The organism is Brevibacillus antibioticus, from assembly GCF_005217615.1.
GTDB lineage: Bacteria > Bacillota > Bacilli > Brevibacillales > Brevibacillaceae > Brevibacillus > Brevibacillus antibioticus.
This window is the reverse complement of record NZ_SZNK01000001.1, coordinates 4,182,147-4,196,744: the sequence shown is the minus strand read 5'-3', so window position 1 is coordinate 4,196,744 and position 14,598 is coordinate 4,182,147. Positions and strand designations below refer to the sequence as shown.

At 49.3% G+C, this 14,598-nt stretch carries 13 protein-coding genes; 11 read left to right on the top strand and 2 right to left on the bottom strand.

Going from position 1 to position 14,598, the window contains the following annotated elements; genetic code table 11:
- Window positions 1–88: 88 nt before the first annotated feature.
- Window positions 89–1,288 carry an iron-containing alcohol dehydrogenase gene (locus E8L90_RS19975; protein WP_137030969.1) on the bottom strand — a complete coding sequence of 400 codons (1,200 nt, stop codon included), beginning with the start codon at window positions 1,286–1,288 and terminating at the stop codon, window positions 89–91.
- A 291-nt stretch (window positions 1,289–1,579) separates the two neighbouring features.
- Here E8L90_RS19975 and purC point away from each other — a divergent pair, with 291 nt between their 5' ends.
- Genes purC through purN form a run of 7 tightly spaced genes read left to right on the top strand, consistent with a single transcriptional unit; the run spans window position 1,580 to window position 8,537 of the window.
- Window positions 1,580–2,299, top strand: coding sequence for a phosphoribosylaminoimidazolesuccinocarboxamide synthase (gene purC, locus E8L90_RS19970; protein WP_137030968.1), 720 nt, complete (start codon window positions 1,580–1,582; stop codon window positions 2,297–2,299).
- Window positions 2,292–2,540 carry a phosphoribosylformylglycinamidine synthase subunit PurS gene (gene purS / locus E8L90_RS19965; RefSeq protein WP_007717324.1) on the top strand — a complete coding sequence of 83 codons (249 nt, stop codon included), beginning with the start codon at window positions 2,292–2,294 and terminating at the stop codon, window positions 2,538–2,540. Before purC ends, purS begins: the two co-directional genes overlap by 8 nt.
- A 4-nt stretch (window positions 2,541–2,544) precedes the next feature.
- The gene (gene purQ, locus E8L90_RS19960) at window positions 2,545–3,237 is read left to right on the top strand and encodes a phosphoribosylformylglycinamidine synthase subunit PurQ (RefSeq protein WP_137030967.1); all 693 of its coding nucleotides are present in this window, start codon (window positions 2,545–2,547) and stop codon (window positions 3,235–3,237) included.
- Complete coding sequence (gene purL / locus E8L90_RS19955; RefSeq protein ID WP_137030966.1) at window positions 3,218–5,461, top strand: phosphoribosylformylglycinamidine synthase subunit PurL; 2,244 nt, start codon at window positions 3,218–3,220, stop codon at window positions 5,459–5,461. The genes purQ and purL overlap by 20 nt, the downstream gene beginning before the upstream one ends.
- Window positions 5,446–6,864: an amidophosphoribosyltransferase gene (gene purF, locus E8L90_RS19950; RefSeq protein ID WP_137030965.1), complete on the top strand. Its 1,419-nt coding sequence runs from the start codon at window positions 5,446–5,448 to the stop codon at window positions 6,862–6,864. Before purL ends, purF begins: the two co-directional genes overlap by 16 nt.
- A gap of 30 nt (window positions 6,865–6,894) precedes the next feature.
- Window positions 6,895–7,935, top strand: a complete 1,041-nt coding sequence (gene purM, locus E8L90_RS19945; protein ID WP_137030964.1) for a phosphoribosylformylglycinamidine cyclo-ligase — start codon at window positions 6,895–6,897, stop codon at window positions 7,933–7,935.
- Window positions 7,929–8,537, top strand: coding sequence for a phosphoribosylglycinamide formyltransferase (gene purN / locus E8L90_RS19940; RefSeq protein ID WP_137030963.1), 609 nt, complete (start codon window positions 7,929–7,931; stop codon window positions 8,535–8,537). Before purM ends, purN begins: the two co-directional genes overlap by 7 nt.
- A gap of 60 nt (window positions 8,538–8,597) precedes the next feature.
- On the opposite strand, the gene E8L90_RS19935 is transcribed toward purN, so the two are convergent.
- Window positions 8,598–9,533 (bottom strand): magnesium transporter CorA family protein, encoded by a 936-nt coding sequence (locus E8L90_RS19935; RefSeq protein WP_137030962.1) that lies wholly within the window; start codon window positions 9,531–9,533, stop codon window positions 8,598–8,600.
- Between the two features lie 423 nt (window positions 9,534–9,956).
- Between E8L90_RS19935 and E8L90_RS19930 the strand changes: the two genes are divergently transcribed.
- From E8L90_RS19930 to E8L90_RS19915, 4 genes are all read left to right on the top strand, one after another.
- Window positions 9,957–10,334 (top strand): hypothetical protein, encoded by a 378-nt coding sequence (locus E8L90_RS19930; RefSeq protein ID WP_137030961.1) that lies wholly within the window; start codon window positions 9,957–9,959, stop codon window positions 10,332–10,334.
- Window positions 10,335–10,515: 181 nt separating this feature from the next.
- Entirely contained in the window at window positions 10,516–12,066 is a 1,551-nt protein-coding gene (gene purH / locus E8L90_RS19925; RefSeq protein WP_137030960.1) for a bifunctional phosphoribosylaminoimidazolecarboxamide formyltransferase/IMP cyclohydrolase, read from the top strand.
- 79 nt (window positions 12,067–12,145) lie between these two features.
- Window positions 12,146–13,423 (top strand): phosphoribosylamine--glycine ligase, encoded by a 1,278-nt coding sequence (purD, locus tag E8L90_RS19920; protein WP_137030959.1) that lies wholly within the window; start codon window positions 12,146–12,148, stop codon window positions 13,421–13,423.
- Between the two features lie 230 nt (window positions 13,424–13,653).
- The gene (locus tag E8L90_RS19915; RefSeq protein WP_244297320.1) at window positions 13,654–14,538 is read left to right on the top strand and encodes a hypothetical protein; all 885 of its coding nucleotides are present in this window, start codon (window positions 13,654–13,656) and stop codon (window positions 14,536–14,538) included.
- Window positions 14,539–14,598: the final 60 nt, after the last annotated feature.

Below are 14,598 nucleotides of genomic sequence, written 5' to 3'. Positions count from 1 at the left end.
ACCTCCGTAGTAAAATAATTTTGATTAATGATTAATTTGTATTATTACATAACTGAGCGTAGGCTCGCCAGTGTGTTTGATGCTTCCATTATAAGCAAGCCTCGTAGATCGCGATTACATCGGATTCATTCAATTTTCGTGAGCTAGGCAGATACCCGATTCCGCGTCCGCCGATGCGAACTGCTTCTTCAGCCATTTGGGCCAGCGATTGTTGGGTCACACCGAAGTCAGACAGACGTTCTGTGATTCCCATGCGCTCATACCAACGGCGCACGGCTTCAATCGTTGCTCGTGCTGCTTCGCCCTCGTTCTCCATCGTAACACCAAAACAATGACGTCCCATACGGGCTAGTCTCTCTGGACGGTCTTGCAAAATCACCTGTTCAAAATAAGGAAGGGACAGGATCGCTAGTCCACGACCGTGAGCCATATCGTAGATTCCGCTCAGCGGGTGTTCAATTCCGTGCAACGGCATACCAGCACCACGACCGCCCGCAGCGAAGGGACTGATGCCCAGCGTGCTCGCCCACAAAAGGGTAGATCGTGCTTCTGCATGGTCTGGTTGCTGGATCGCTGTGATGGAGTGCTCGACGACGAGTCGAATGAGTGTTTCGGAAATCCCGTCCTGAACGTGGGTCCCTTCCGCGCTGATCAAATAGTTTTCAAACAGATGGGAAAAGATATCGGCGCAAGACTCTGCTGTGACGCGAGCCGGAACGGTAAAGGTGACAGACGGGTCAAGAATGGCAATCTTCGGGTAAAGTGCTGGACCGTTGATCGAAGATTTTTCATGCGTGTCCCAATGAGTCAGGACGCTGATATGGTTTGCTTCCGAACCAGTAGCGGCTACTGTCGGGACGGTCATGATCGGCAGTGCTTCCTGAACGGGTACCAGTAATTGACCAGAACCGCTCGGATTTCCCCGCATGTAATCGTAAATAGGGCGTCCGGAAACGGCTGCCGCCGCAATCGCTTTGGAGGCATCCATTACGGAGCCGCCACCGATAGCCAGAATGAAGTCACACTGATGCTCACGAGCAAGAGTAGCTCCAGCATCAACCGTTGCCGTACGCGGATTCGGTTCGATTTTGTCAAAAACAAGATACGCCACTTGGGCTTCCTGCAATAGAGCCTTGGCGCGTTCTAATAGACCAGTACGTTTGGCCGCATTGCCACCTGTGACGAGCAATGCTTTTTGGCCTATCGATTTTGCTTCTTGGCCCAAACGTTCCAGTTCGCCTATGCCAAAGTAAATTTTGGTAGGAAAAGACACTTCAAATGGAAACATCTGAAATTCCTTCTTTCACGTATTGGTTGTACCACTGACAATTTTATCATAAACAAAAGAAAAGAGCCTGCTCCGTGGGTAGGCTCTATGTGCATATGAGGTAGTTTGGATAATGAGTTTGCGAATGTTAGTGAGGTTGAGAAGAAGAATGTAATGTAAATCCCGAACGTTTGTCGAAGTCTATTCCAGCATTTTTCGTTGATAAATGCGTATGTTTGTGTTTTAATGTAGTTGAAACGTTCGTGAATTAACCGAAACTCAACCTTTTTGACTGGGAAGGTGACTCCTACGGTGGAAAAACAGGAACAACTCTACGAAGGTAAGGCGAAACGTATTTATCGGACATCATTGCCTGATCAGTACTGGGTAGAGTACAAAGACGACGCAACAGCATTCAATGGAGAGAAACGGGCGCAAATCACCGGAAAAGGTGAGCTGAACAACCGTATTACGGCAATCTTTTTCACCATGCTGAAGGAGCGGGGCATCGACAACCATTTTGTCCGTCTGCTGTCCGCCACAGAGCAAGTTGTTCGCAAAGTGGAGATTATCCCTTTGGAGGTAGTTGTTCGCAATATCGCAGCAGGCTCATTGGCCAAACGTCTTGGCATGGAAGAGGGAACTGTGCTTCCGCAGCCCGTTGTCGAGTTTTACTACAAGGATGACGCACTGGGAGATCCATTGGTGAATGCCTCCCATATCAAAGTGTTGGGGGTTGCGAGCGAGAGTGACCAAGCGACATTGGAGCGCATGGGTCTTGCTGTAAACGAGGTCCTCGTGCCTTACTTGCGCGAGCGCAACATTACCTTGGTCGATTTCAAACTGGAATTCGGAAAAACAGCGGACGGGGAGATTCTCCTCGCCGATGAAATATCCCCGGATACATGTCGTTTCTGGGATTCGGTAACGAATGAAAAGCTCGACAAAGACCGCTTCCGCCGCGATTTGGGCAATGTGGAGGAAGCTTACAAAGAAATGCTTACGAGACTAGGAGGAGACGTACATGTTTAAAGCTGTTGTTTATGTAACATTGCGCGAGAGTGTTTTGGACCCGCAAGGACACGCTGTAAAAGGTGCTCTGCACACCTTGGGTTTTGATGAAGTAAACAATGCGCGCATCGGGAAGTACATGGAGCTGGAATTGAACACTTCTGACCGTGCGCAAGCCGAAGAGCGTGTACGTGAAATGTGCGAAAAGCTATTGGCCAATACGGTGGTAGAAGACTATCGCTTTGATATCGTGGAGGGCTAAGGACATGCGAGTAGCCGTTATCGTCTTTCCAGGCTCGAACGCCGACGTTGATTTGTTTAACGCAGTTGAAGACGTAATGGGAGTGCCTGTGGATTACGTATGGCATTCCGATACAGATCTTTCTAAATATGATGCAATTCTCTTGCCAGGTGGATTCTCTTATGGAGATTATCTGCGCTGTGGTGCAGTCGCTCGTTTTTCACCCGTCATGGAGCAAGTGGTGAAGGCAGCAGAAGAAGGCAAGCTGATCATGGGAATCTGCAATGGCTTCCAGATCCTGACCGAAGTTGGGCTGTTGCCAGGAGCACTCTTGCGCAACCGTTCACTGAAATTCCGTTGCAAGCTGTCCGAATTGCGTGTGGAAAACAACGATACTTCTTTTACCCGTGATTTCGCGGCAGGGGAAGTCATCCAAATTCCAATCGCGCACGGCGAAGGAAACTACTTCTGTGATGAAGAAACGCTAGCGAAGCTTAAAGCGAACAAGCAGATCGTTTTCCGCTATCATGGCGAGAATCCGAATGGTTCACTGGAAGACATCGCAGGCATTTGTAACGAACGTGGAAACGTACTTGGCATGATGCCTCACCCGGAGCGTGCCGTCCACTCTTGGATGACTTCCGATGACGGACGCCGCATGTTTACCTCGATCCTGAAGACTTGGAGGGAACAGAACAGTGCCACAACTCACGCATAAAGAACCGACAGCCGAACAAATTGCCGATCAAAAACTGTACAAAGAAATCGGTCTGACTGACGAAGAATATCAGCGTGTCGTAGAAATTCTCGGCCGCAAGCCGAACTGGACCGAGACTGGTCTCTACAGTGTTATGTGGTCGGAGCACTGCTCCTACAAAAACTCCAAGCCTGTCCTACGTCGTTTCCCGACAAAAGGACCTCGCGTTTTGCAAGGACCGGGGGAAGGTGCGGGTATTGTCGACATCGGTGACAATCAGGCGGTTGTTTTCAAAATCGAAAGCCATAACCATCCATCTGCGATCGAGCCGTACCAAGGGGCCGCGACTGGAGTGGGCGGTATCATCCGTGACGTATTCTCGATGGGTGCGCGTCCGATTGCGCTGCTCAACTCGCTTCGATTCGGGGAGCTAAAATCTCCTCGCGTCAAATATTTGTTCGAAAACGTCGTAGCAGGTATCGCAGGCTACGGGAACTGCATCGGGATTCCTACTGTAGGTGGAGAAGTGAATTTCGACCCTACGTATGAAGGAAACCCACTAGTCAACGCTATGTGTGTCGGCTTGATCGACCACGAAAAGATTCAAAAAGGGGTAGCGTCCGGTATCGGCAACCCTGTTATCTACGTTGGCGCAAGCACGGGGCGTGACGGTATTCACGGGGCGACCTTCGCATCCGAAGAGCTCACGGAAGAGTCCGAGAAAAAACGCCCGGCCGTACAAGTCGGCGATCCATTCATGGAAAAGCTCCTGCTGGAAGCGTGCCTGGAGCTGATCGACACGGGTATCGTTGTCGGAATTCAGGACATGGGAGCGGCTGGTTTGACCAGCTCCAGCTCCGAGATGGCGTCTAAGGCGGGCAATGGTATCGAAATGAATCTGGACCTCGTGCCACAGCGCGAAGCTGGCATGTCTGCATACGAAATGATGCTGTCTGAGTCTCAGGAGCGTATGCTCGTCGTCGTGGAAAAAGGCAAAGAGGCAGAAGCGATTGCAATTTTTGACAAATGGGGTTTGGCGTCCGCTGTCGTGGGCAAAGTAACCGAAGACAGCAAGCTACGCTTGTTGCACCAAGGTGAGGTAGTAGCAGAGGTGCCAGTAGACAGCTTGGCTGACGACGCGCCTGTGTACCACCGTCCATCTGCGGTGCCTGCTTACTACGAAGCAAACGCGAATGTAGATGTGCTGGCAGCCATCCAAGAACCGAAAGATCTGAATGGTACGCTGAAAAGCTTGCTGGCTCAGCCAACCGTGGCGAATAAAGCGTGGGTATATGAGCAATATGATCATATCGTGCGTGCAAACACAGCTGTAAAGCCTGGTTCTGACGCTGCTGTTGTCATGGTGCGCGGTACTCGCAAGGCTCTTGCTATGAGTACAGATTGCAACGGTCGCTATGTGTACCTCGATCCAAAAGTGGGCGGTGCCATTGCGGTTGCAGAATCTGCGCGCAACGTGGTCTGCTCCGGTGCAGAGCCGCTGGCGATTACGGACTGCCTGAACTTCGGAAGTCCGGAAAAGCCTGAGGTGTTCTGGCAATTTGAAAAATCGTGCGAGGGCATGAGCGAAGCGTGCGTAGCACTCGATGCTCCGGTCATCGGCGGAAACGTATCTTTTTACAATGAACGCAGCGGTGATGCGATCTATCCAACCCCAACGGTGGGAATGGTCGGCTTGATCACTGATGTTGACCATATTACGACTCAGGATTTCAAAAACGAAGGCGACGCGATCATTCTGTTGGGCGAGACCTTCGCTGAGCTGGGCGGCAGTGAGTATCAAAAGATGGCTACGGGCAGCATTTCCGGACGTCCTCCACAAATCGATCTGACCAAGGAAGCGGCAGTACAAAAGCTGATTCTCACAGCGATTCGCCAAGGTCTGGTGAACTCCGCACACGATCTGTCCGAAGGTGGTCTGGTTGTCGCGCTGGCTGAATCTTGCTTCGGCAAAGGAGTCGGTGCGCAGGTGACTCTTACGTCCGAGCTGCGTACTGATGTGCTCTTGTTCAGTGAATCTCAATCTCGCATCTTGCTCAGTGCTTCTAGAGAGCAAGCGGCGGCGATTCTCGCATTGGCAGGTGAACTTGGCGTACCTGCTGAAAACATCGGTACGGTCGGCGGTGATCGTCTGGTAGTGAACGTGAACGGTACAGAAGCAATCAACGCTTCGACTCAAGAGGTGAAAGCAGCCTGGAAGGATGCGATTCCATGTTTGATCGGTTAATCTGGGACAAATTGAATGAAGAATGCGGCGTTTTTGGCATCTACAACCACAAAGAAGCATCCCAATTGACCTATCTGGGTCTGCACGCCCTTCAGCATCGCGGTCAGGAGAGCGCAGGTATCTGCGCCTCTGACGGCGAGAAATGGTATAAGCACCGCGGAATGGGTCTTGTGTCAGAGGCTTTTGGCAAGGGCGATCTGGAGAAGTTCAGCGGTCATATCGCAATTGGTCATACCCGTTATACGACTGCTGGTTCGAGTAAGATTGAAAACGCCCAACCGCTCTTTTTCCGCTATGCACAAGGCAGTATGGCAGTTGCCCACAACGGGAATCTCGTAAATGCCGCTGTGCTTAGAAAAGAACTGGAAGCAAAGGGCTCCATTTTTCAGACGACCAGCGACACGGAGGTGATCGCACATCTGATCGCCCGCTCTGAGTGCAAGGATTTGCCAGGAGCGGTAAAGGACGCTCTGCAATACATCAAGGGGGCGTATGCCCTTCTCGTCATGAACGAGAATCAGCTTGTGATCGCCCTCGATCCGAATGGCTTGCGTCCGCTGTCCTTGGGACGCCTCGGAGATGCGATCACTGTCGCGTCCGAGACCTGTGCATTTGATATTATCGGCGCGCAGTATTGGCGTGATGTGCAACCGGGTGAGCTGATCGTCATCGACAAGGATGGCATTACCGAAAGCAAGTATACGGAAACGACACAGCGTTCGATTTGTACGTTTGAATACATTTATTTTGCCCGACCGGACAGTGACATCGACGGAATCAACGTCCACATGGCGCGCAAACGTTTGGGCAAGCAGCTGGCATTGGAATCCGCGATTGATGCTGATGTCGTCACAGGTGTACCGGATTCGAGTATTTCTGCTGCTATCGGATTTGCGGAAGCGACCGGAATTCCGTACGAAATCGGCTTGATCAAAAACCGCTATGTCGGACGTACCTTCATTCAGCCGAGTCAGGAGCTGCGTGAGCGCGCTGTCTATCTCAAGCTGTCTGCGGTTCGCAAGGTAGTGGAAGGCAAGCGTGTCGTGATGATTGACGACTCCATTGTTCGCGGAACAACGAGTAATCGGATCGTCCGCATGCTGCGTGAGGCTGGCGCCAAAGAAGTACATGTGCGTATCAGCTCTCCGCCTGTTATGAATTCTTGCTTTTACGGCATTGACACCTCGGCGCGTGAGGAACTGATTGCATCGACCAAATCCGTAGAGGAAATTCGTCAAATCATTGAAGCTGATTCGCTGTCGTTCTTGTCTATTGAAGGAATGATCGATGCAATTGGCCGCACGGATTCGGCTCCCAATAGAGGACACTGCCTCGCATGCTTTAACGGAGAATATCCGACAGAGATTGAGTTCGAAGAAGCGCTACCTGCGCTTAAATGCTAAAACAAGCAACCTCTTGTAGGGGGAGAAACGATGAGTGAAGCATATAAACAAGCTGGCGTAGACATCGATGCGGGAAACGAAGCTGTCGAACGCATGAAAAAGCATGTCAAACGAACATTCCGTCCGGAAGTTATGACGGATTTAGGCGGGTTCGGAGCGTTGTTTCGCCTGGATACTAAAAAATATGAGAAACCAATTCTCGTTTCCGGCACAGATGGAGTAGGAACCAAGCTAAAGCTCGCTTTTGCCATGGACAAACACGATACAATCGGCATCGATGCTGTCGCTATGTGCGTCAATGACGTAGTGGTTCAAGGGGCAGAGCCGCTCTTTTTCCTCGATTATCTGGCAGTAGATAAGGTCATTCCAGAAAAAATCGAAGCGATTGTCAAAGGGATCGCGGAAGGCTGCTCCCAGTCCGGTTGCTCGCTGATTGGTGGAGAGACTGCCGAGATGCCTGGCATGTACGCTGAAGGCGAATACGACATCGCGGGTTTTACCGTAGGTGTCGTGGACGAGAGCAAAATGATTACGGGAGCGTCCGTGGCTACTGGCGATGTACTGATCGGTCTGGCTGCAAGCGGCGTGCACAGCAATGGCTTCTCACTCGTTCGCAAGGTGCTTTTGGCAGACAAGGGCATGTCCCTGCATGAGCATGTTGACGTATTGGGCAAAAAGCTCGGCGAAGAGCTGCTGACACCGACCCGCATTTACGTGAAGCAAGTGCTATCCGTTCTCGAGTCACATGAAGTGAGAGCGCTGGCACACATCACAGGCGGCGGCTTTACTGAAAACATTCCACGCGTGCTTCCAGAAGGAATGCAGGCTGTGATCAACGTTGGCTCCTGGCCGGTGCTGCCGATCTTCGAGCTGGTACAAGAGGCGGGTAACATCTCTTACCCGGATATGTACAAAACGTTTAACATGGGCATTGGCATGATGCTTGTCGTGAAGCCGGAAGACGCAGTGAGTGTGATGGAAAAGCTGCAAGAGCTGGGAGAACAGGCGTATTTGCTCGGACATATTCAAGCGGGAGAGCGCAAAGTCGTATACAACGGGGTGGAATGGTGAGAAGGCTGGCCATTTTCGCCTCAGGCAGCGGCTCCAACTTTGAAGCGATCGTGCAGGCTGTACAGGACGGTAGACTCACAGGTGTAGAAGTTGCCTTGCTCGTGTGCGACAAGCCCGGCGCCAAGGTTTTGGAACGGGCAGAGCGTTTAGGGATCGACGCCTTTGTTTTTCAACCGAAGGAGTATGCAGACAAGGCTGCTTTTGAACAGGAAATAGTCGCGCAGCTCCAAAAACGCGATATATCGCTGGTTGTGCTGGCAGGCTACATGCGGTTGGTGGGCGACACTCTTTTGTCTTCCTACGATGGAAAAATCATCAATCTGCATCCGTCGCTTTTGCCTGCTTTCCCAGGAAAAGACGCGATTGGTCAGGCACTCGCTTACGGGGTAAAGATAACGGGGGTAACGGTACATCTGGTTGATGCCGGTCTGGACACAGGGCCGATCATTGCCCAGATTCCCGTAGCGGTGCAAGAAGCAGATACGGCTGAGACTTTGGCGGCTCGCATCCATGCTGTGGAGCATGAGCTTTTGGTGAAGGTCATTGGCTATTTAGCAGAAGAGAGAGTGAAGCTAGAAGGAAGGCTTGTCCAGCTGACGTAAATCGAGAGATAAAGTAGAAACCGACATCCTTTTACGATGTCGGTTTTTTGGTCATCCGTTTTAAAAATACTTCTTTCTCCAAAACAGGAGGGCTGTTACGGACGTAATGGCGGTGGACATGATCATAATGATCGTGAATGCGTGCGGATGCTCCTGAAAAGGAAGCGGGACGTTCATCCCGTAAAAGGTGCCGATCACCATAGGTAACGTGATGACAATGGTAATGGCGGTCAACAGCTTCATTACGCGATTCAGATTGTTGGAGATGACGGAGCCAAAGCCATTCATGATGTTCCCTAAAATGGCGGTATAGATTTCCGTCATTTTGATGGCCTGCTTGGTTTCGATTTTTACTTCTTCCAACAGTTCCTTATCTTCTTCGTACATTTTCAAATAACTGCCGCTCCGAAGCAGGGAGATCAACAGACTGTTCGTTTCCAGGGACGTCGAAAAATATACAAGACTTTTCTGCAATTCAAGCAAGGTAAGCAGTTCATTGTTTTTCGTCGATTGTCGCAACGATTTTTCCAGCGTTTCTGTCTGCTTGTTGATTTTTTTCAAGTAATGCAAATAATCATGGGACGTATTCGATAAAATTTGCAGGACGAACCGGTTTCGCATGTGCGTGTGAAAGCTTTTCACTTTTCCTTGGACAAACTCATTCATGACAGCCGTTTCTACCAGACAAACCGTTAAGATATAATCTTCCGTCACCATGATTCCCAATGGAACCGTCGTATAGTTGTCCTTCGTGGCTTCTTTCGTGGAGATTGGGATGTCCACGTAGAGCTTCACGCGGTTTCCTTCCTTGTCAATCCGTCCGATTTCTTCGTCATCAAGAGCATCCTGTAAAAAATGAAGGTCAATCGACAACTCCCTGACGACGTGTAGCTTTTCTTGCTCAGAAGGATTGGTCAGATGGATCCAGCAGCCTTTTTCAAATTGTTGCAGTTCTTCTATTTTTCCCATGGTATTCGTTTTGTAAATGTTCAACATGGTTTTCTCATCCTTTCGCAAAGAAGGATCGGAGGGATACGACCATGTTGCGCAAGCATGCCTACATAAAGATACTTACATACACTCGTCCCATAAAAAGGGAGAATGATAAATAAGGTATGGGGAACATGCCGCAGCGCCACAAGGCCGGAAAATTCTCCGTACACAATCTTGATTGCCGTTATTCATTCCGCAACTTGGACTACTGTCCATTAAAACGTTCCCCCCCTTTCGAGAATAAAAACCCTCTTGTTTTCTCGTCCTACATGCATGTTATTCATGTCCTTTCAGACGGTGTCGGCTTCTAACATGAACGACTCACCCTATTTTGCTGCTATGCTTCTTCCGCGAATCATGACAAACCAAATCAACTCTTGTGACATACAGTAAGGAAGGGATATTCCCACAAAGGGAGGGGCCGACTTGAGCGGAGATTTTGTTTCGAACTTGCTCGATAAGCTAAGCCAAAAAACCGGGCGGCAATGGACGCTTAACGATATTATGAAGCTCGCGGAAAAAATGCCGAAGGGCGGAGCCAATATAGATGCGCTGCTCGATGAGCTGGGAAATATGGGATTCGAAGTGCCAGAGGAGACGAAAGAGCGCGTCAGGGATCGTGTAAAGGACGGCGAATCCATCTCCATGGAAGAGTTAGGGGACTTAATGCCCAAAGAAGTAAAGGCGAAGAGCCGCAATTCGAAGAAGCCGATCAAGCCAATCAGGGCGACTGCCAAAGGCAAATCAGTCTCCCTGTCAGATCGCATCAAAAGGCTATCAGGCAAAGGCAAGAAAAAACGATAATTTCATCAAAGCAAATACAGGTGGATGCAGTCGCAAGTGCCGAACAGGCATGGGCGGCTGCGTTTGTTTTCCTGACGAAGTTATTGATAATAGCGTACAATTATTTTATAATATATAAGTATTGTTCGTGTTTTGGTCAATAGTTACTCATGTTTTCACTAAAATTCAGGAGGTTCTATCCGTGAGTGTGAAAAAAGCGTTGATCAGCGTTTCTGACAAGACAGGATTGATTCCGTTTGCCCGTCGATTGGTAGCCGCCGGGGTACAGATCATTTCTACCGGGGGTACGGCTTCTCTTTTAAAAGCAGAGGGAGTTCCCGTTATTGGCATTTCTGAAGTGACTGGATTTCCAGAAATTTTGGACGGTCGCGTCAAAACGTTGCATCCCAATATCCACAGCGGCCTCTTGGCTGTAAGGGACAGTGAAGAACATGTGCAGCAACTAAAAGACCTTGGGATTGAAACCATTGATCTGGTTGTCGTGAACCTTTATCCTTTCAAGGAAACAATAGCGAAGCCAGACGTGACATATGAAGATGCCATTGAGAATATTGATATTGGTGGACCAACGATGCTGCGTTCTGCTGCGAAAAATCACGCGTTTGTCAGTGTAGTGGTCGATGCAGCCGATTATGAAAAAGTAGCAGAAGAAATTGAAGCAAATGGCGATACTACGCTAGAAACCCGACGCAAGCTGGCTGCAAAAGTTTTCCGTCATACAGCTGCCTATGATGCCTTGATTTCTCGCTATTTGAGCGAGCAGGTGGGCGAACTGCTGCCTGAGAGCTACACCGTGACTTATGAGAAAGCACAGGATTTACGCTATGGGGAAAATCCACATCAACGTGCGGCATTTTACCGTGAGCCGTTGTCCGATCAGTTGAGCATCGGGAATGCGAGTCAACTGCAAGGAAAAGAGCTTTCCTATAACAACATCAATGACGCAGACGCAGCGTTGGCGATTGTACGCGAATTCGCTGAACCTGCTGTCGTTGCAATCAAGCACTCCAACCCTTGTGGAGTAGGGATTGGCGCTGATATTCGCGCCGCTTACCAAAAAGCGTACGAAGCAGATCCTGTCTCTATTTTCGGTGGGATCGTGGCAGCAAACCGCCCGATTGACCGTGACACCGCACTCGCGATGAAAGAGATTTTCTTGGAAATTATTATCGCACCAGACTTCAACGAAGAGGCGTTGGCTGTTCTGGCTGAGAAAAAGAACCTGCGCCTCTTGCGTATTCCTGCGCTGAATGAACCAGCCAAAAAAGTGGACAATCTGTTCCGCGTGGCTCCTGTTGCAGGCGGGGCACTCATCCAAGACTTCGACTACAAGCAGCTCGAAGAAACCGAGATTCAAGTGGTCACAGACCGCAAGCCTTCGGAAGAGGAACTGGCACAGCTAAAATTCGCGTGGAAGGTCGTTAAGCACGTCAAATCGAATGCGATTCTCTTGGCAAAAGACAATATGACCATCGGCGTGGGTGCAGGCCAAATGAACCGCGTTGGGGCAGCGAAAATCGCCATCGAGCAAGCAGGTGCATTGGCAAGTGGCGCGGTATTGGCCTCAGATGCGTTTTTCCCGATGGGAGATACCGTGGAAGCGGCAGCCAAAGCAGGGATTACCGCTATCATCCAGCCAGGCGGCTCGATTCGCGACCAAGAATCGATTGATGCTTGCAACCGAGCGGGCATTGCAATGATCTTTACCGGCACGCGTCACTTCAAGCACTAAAAGAGGCTATTGGGGAGTAACATTCGCTTTTTTAATACGTACGAAAGAGTGGATTACCTCTCACACAGGAGGAAATACAATGAAAATATTAGTGGTCGGTGGCGGCGGTCGAGAACACACGATTGCCTGGAAGCTGTTGCAGAGCTCTAAAGTGACAAAGGTATACTGTGCGCCAGGAAATGGGGGCACAGCCCAAATTGCACAAAACATACCGATTGGCGTCCATGATTTTGCGGCACTGGTTCAATTCGTCAAGGATGAGGGAATCGATCTGACTGTCGTTGGCCCGGAAGATCCTTTGTTGGCGGGGATTGTGGACTTTTTCCAGGAGCGCAATCTGCCGATCTATGGCCCGAACCAAAAAGCGGCCATGATCGAGGGAAGCAAGTCTTTTGCGAAAAGTTTAATGAAACGCTACGAGATTCCGACGTCTGCCTATGAGTCGTTCCTGGATTACGAATCGGCGAGTGCGTACGTGAGAGAGCAGGGCGCTCCTATCGTTGTCAAAGCGGACGGCTTGGCAGCGGGGAAAGGGGTCGTTGTGGCAGAAACGGCGGAGGAAGCGGAAGAGGCACTCCGTCAGATTATGCAGGAAAGCGTCTTTGGAGAAGCGGGGGCGCGTGTGGTCATTGAGGAGTGCATGTTCGGTGAAGAGCTGTCGCTGTTGTCTTTCGTCGATGGAGAGACAGTTAAGCCGATGATTACTTCTCAGGATCATAAGCGAATCTTCAATGATGACCGCGGTCCCAATACAGGCGGGATGGGAACATACGCCCCTGTACCGCAAATGTCTGCTGAGCTGGTGGACGAGATCGTCAAAACAATCGTCCAGCCGATGGCTTCAGGGATGGCCAAGGATGGCATTCCGTTCAAAGGCATTCTCTATACAGGTCTGATGATTACGGAGCAAGGACCGAAAGTCGTGGAATTCAATGCGCGTTTTGGCGATCCAGAGACACAGGTGCTCTTGCCATTGCTCGAAACAGATCTGCTCGATATTTTTGTTGGAACGATCAATGGCGAGCTCGATGCAGTCGATGTGACCTGGCAAAAAGGAAGTGCTGTCTGTGTCGTCATGGCAGCGCCGGGTTATCCGGGTGAATATCCAAAGGGTGCGTTGATTCACGGACTGGATCAGGCAAACGAGGGAGCTACGGTGTTTCACGCAGGTACGAAGGCAACCGAGGAAGGCATCGTTACGAGCGGTGGTCGTGTGCTTGGCGTCGTGGCAACAGGAGCGGATTTGGCGCAAGCACGTGAGACAGCGTACGCGAAGGTGCAAGGGATCTCGTTTGATGGGGCGCAGTATCGCACGGATATTGCGGCACGAGCGATGAAGTATCAGCAGAAGTCGTAATGGCAAAAGAGACTGTTCCTTAGTGGGGATTTCTACTAGGGAACAGTTTTTTTTTGAAAGACAAGTTAGTTCACGTTAGCGTCCAACTTAATTCGAACTTCATACAACGCAGTCTGAGAAAAACGATAAATACCTGTAGGTGATTATGTTGCAAACCAAGATGCTCTTCATAAGGAAATAAAAGGGTGTTTTGGTAATTATATAGTTAGTTTGTGACTAAAAGTGTTACAATGAATAATTATATAATTTCTGGAAAATGGGGAGATACCGTGCGACTAAAGGTTGTTGACGTTGAAGCATTTTTTATAGTTGGTATTGAAGTAGATTGTTACTATGATCAGGACGAGTTCTTGCAAGCACCGGATTCCAGATTGTGTGAAATAAAAAATGTCGTCGACAGTCATTTATACTATGAAGTTTGGAATTCGATTACGGAAAAGAAACTGATAGGTAAACGAGTAAGTATCATCACTCATGTTCCTGACGGGTGTGTCGTGGTGACGATTCCCCCTGGTCCCTTTGCAATGCTCCATAAAAGCCAAACCAATGATGTGCATCATCTGTTTGCAATGACGAATTATGAGGATATCGAAAAGGTTGAATTTAGAACTCTCATGCTAACAGACGAGTCTGCAAATGTTGTGCACATATATCGCCCAGTTGAGTATAGAGAAGATGTATTGAACATTCGAAACATACCCGTTCTTTCTAAAGAAGTGTCAATCCAATTGAGAGAGCAGTACATTCATAATTTTCTCAACGTCAAGGGCGATTGTGTCAGGGATTTTTTTTATAAACGGTATGTAAAATTGGACAAAGGTTATTTGTGGCAATTTATCCGGGGAGAGATAGCCAAGGGGTTAACAGCTCAAGAAGCAAAGGATTATCTTCATGACAAAGAAGAAGTACTATTTTTCTGGGATTCTATTAGTTCGATTGGAAGAAATTTCACCCGAAATAAAGTGTTCAAGCTGGGTACCAAGCGATTATTAGAATCATATAGCCGGTTTACTTTTGATCTGTATATCTTTGACTCTGCATTGTCCTGGACGATTATTTTTCATCATGAGCCGGATGCAGAAGGTTATAAATGTTGTTTGGTTACTAGTCCATAGGTGTTATAACGAAGTAGCTGATCCCCATGAAGAAAGTTGTTCATAGGGATCAGCTTTTTT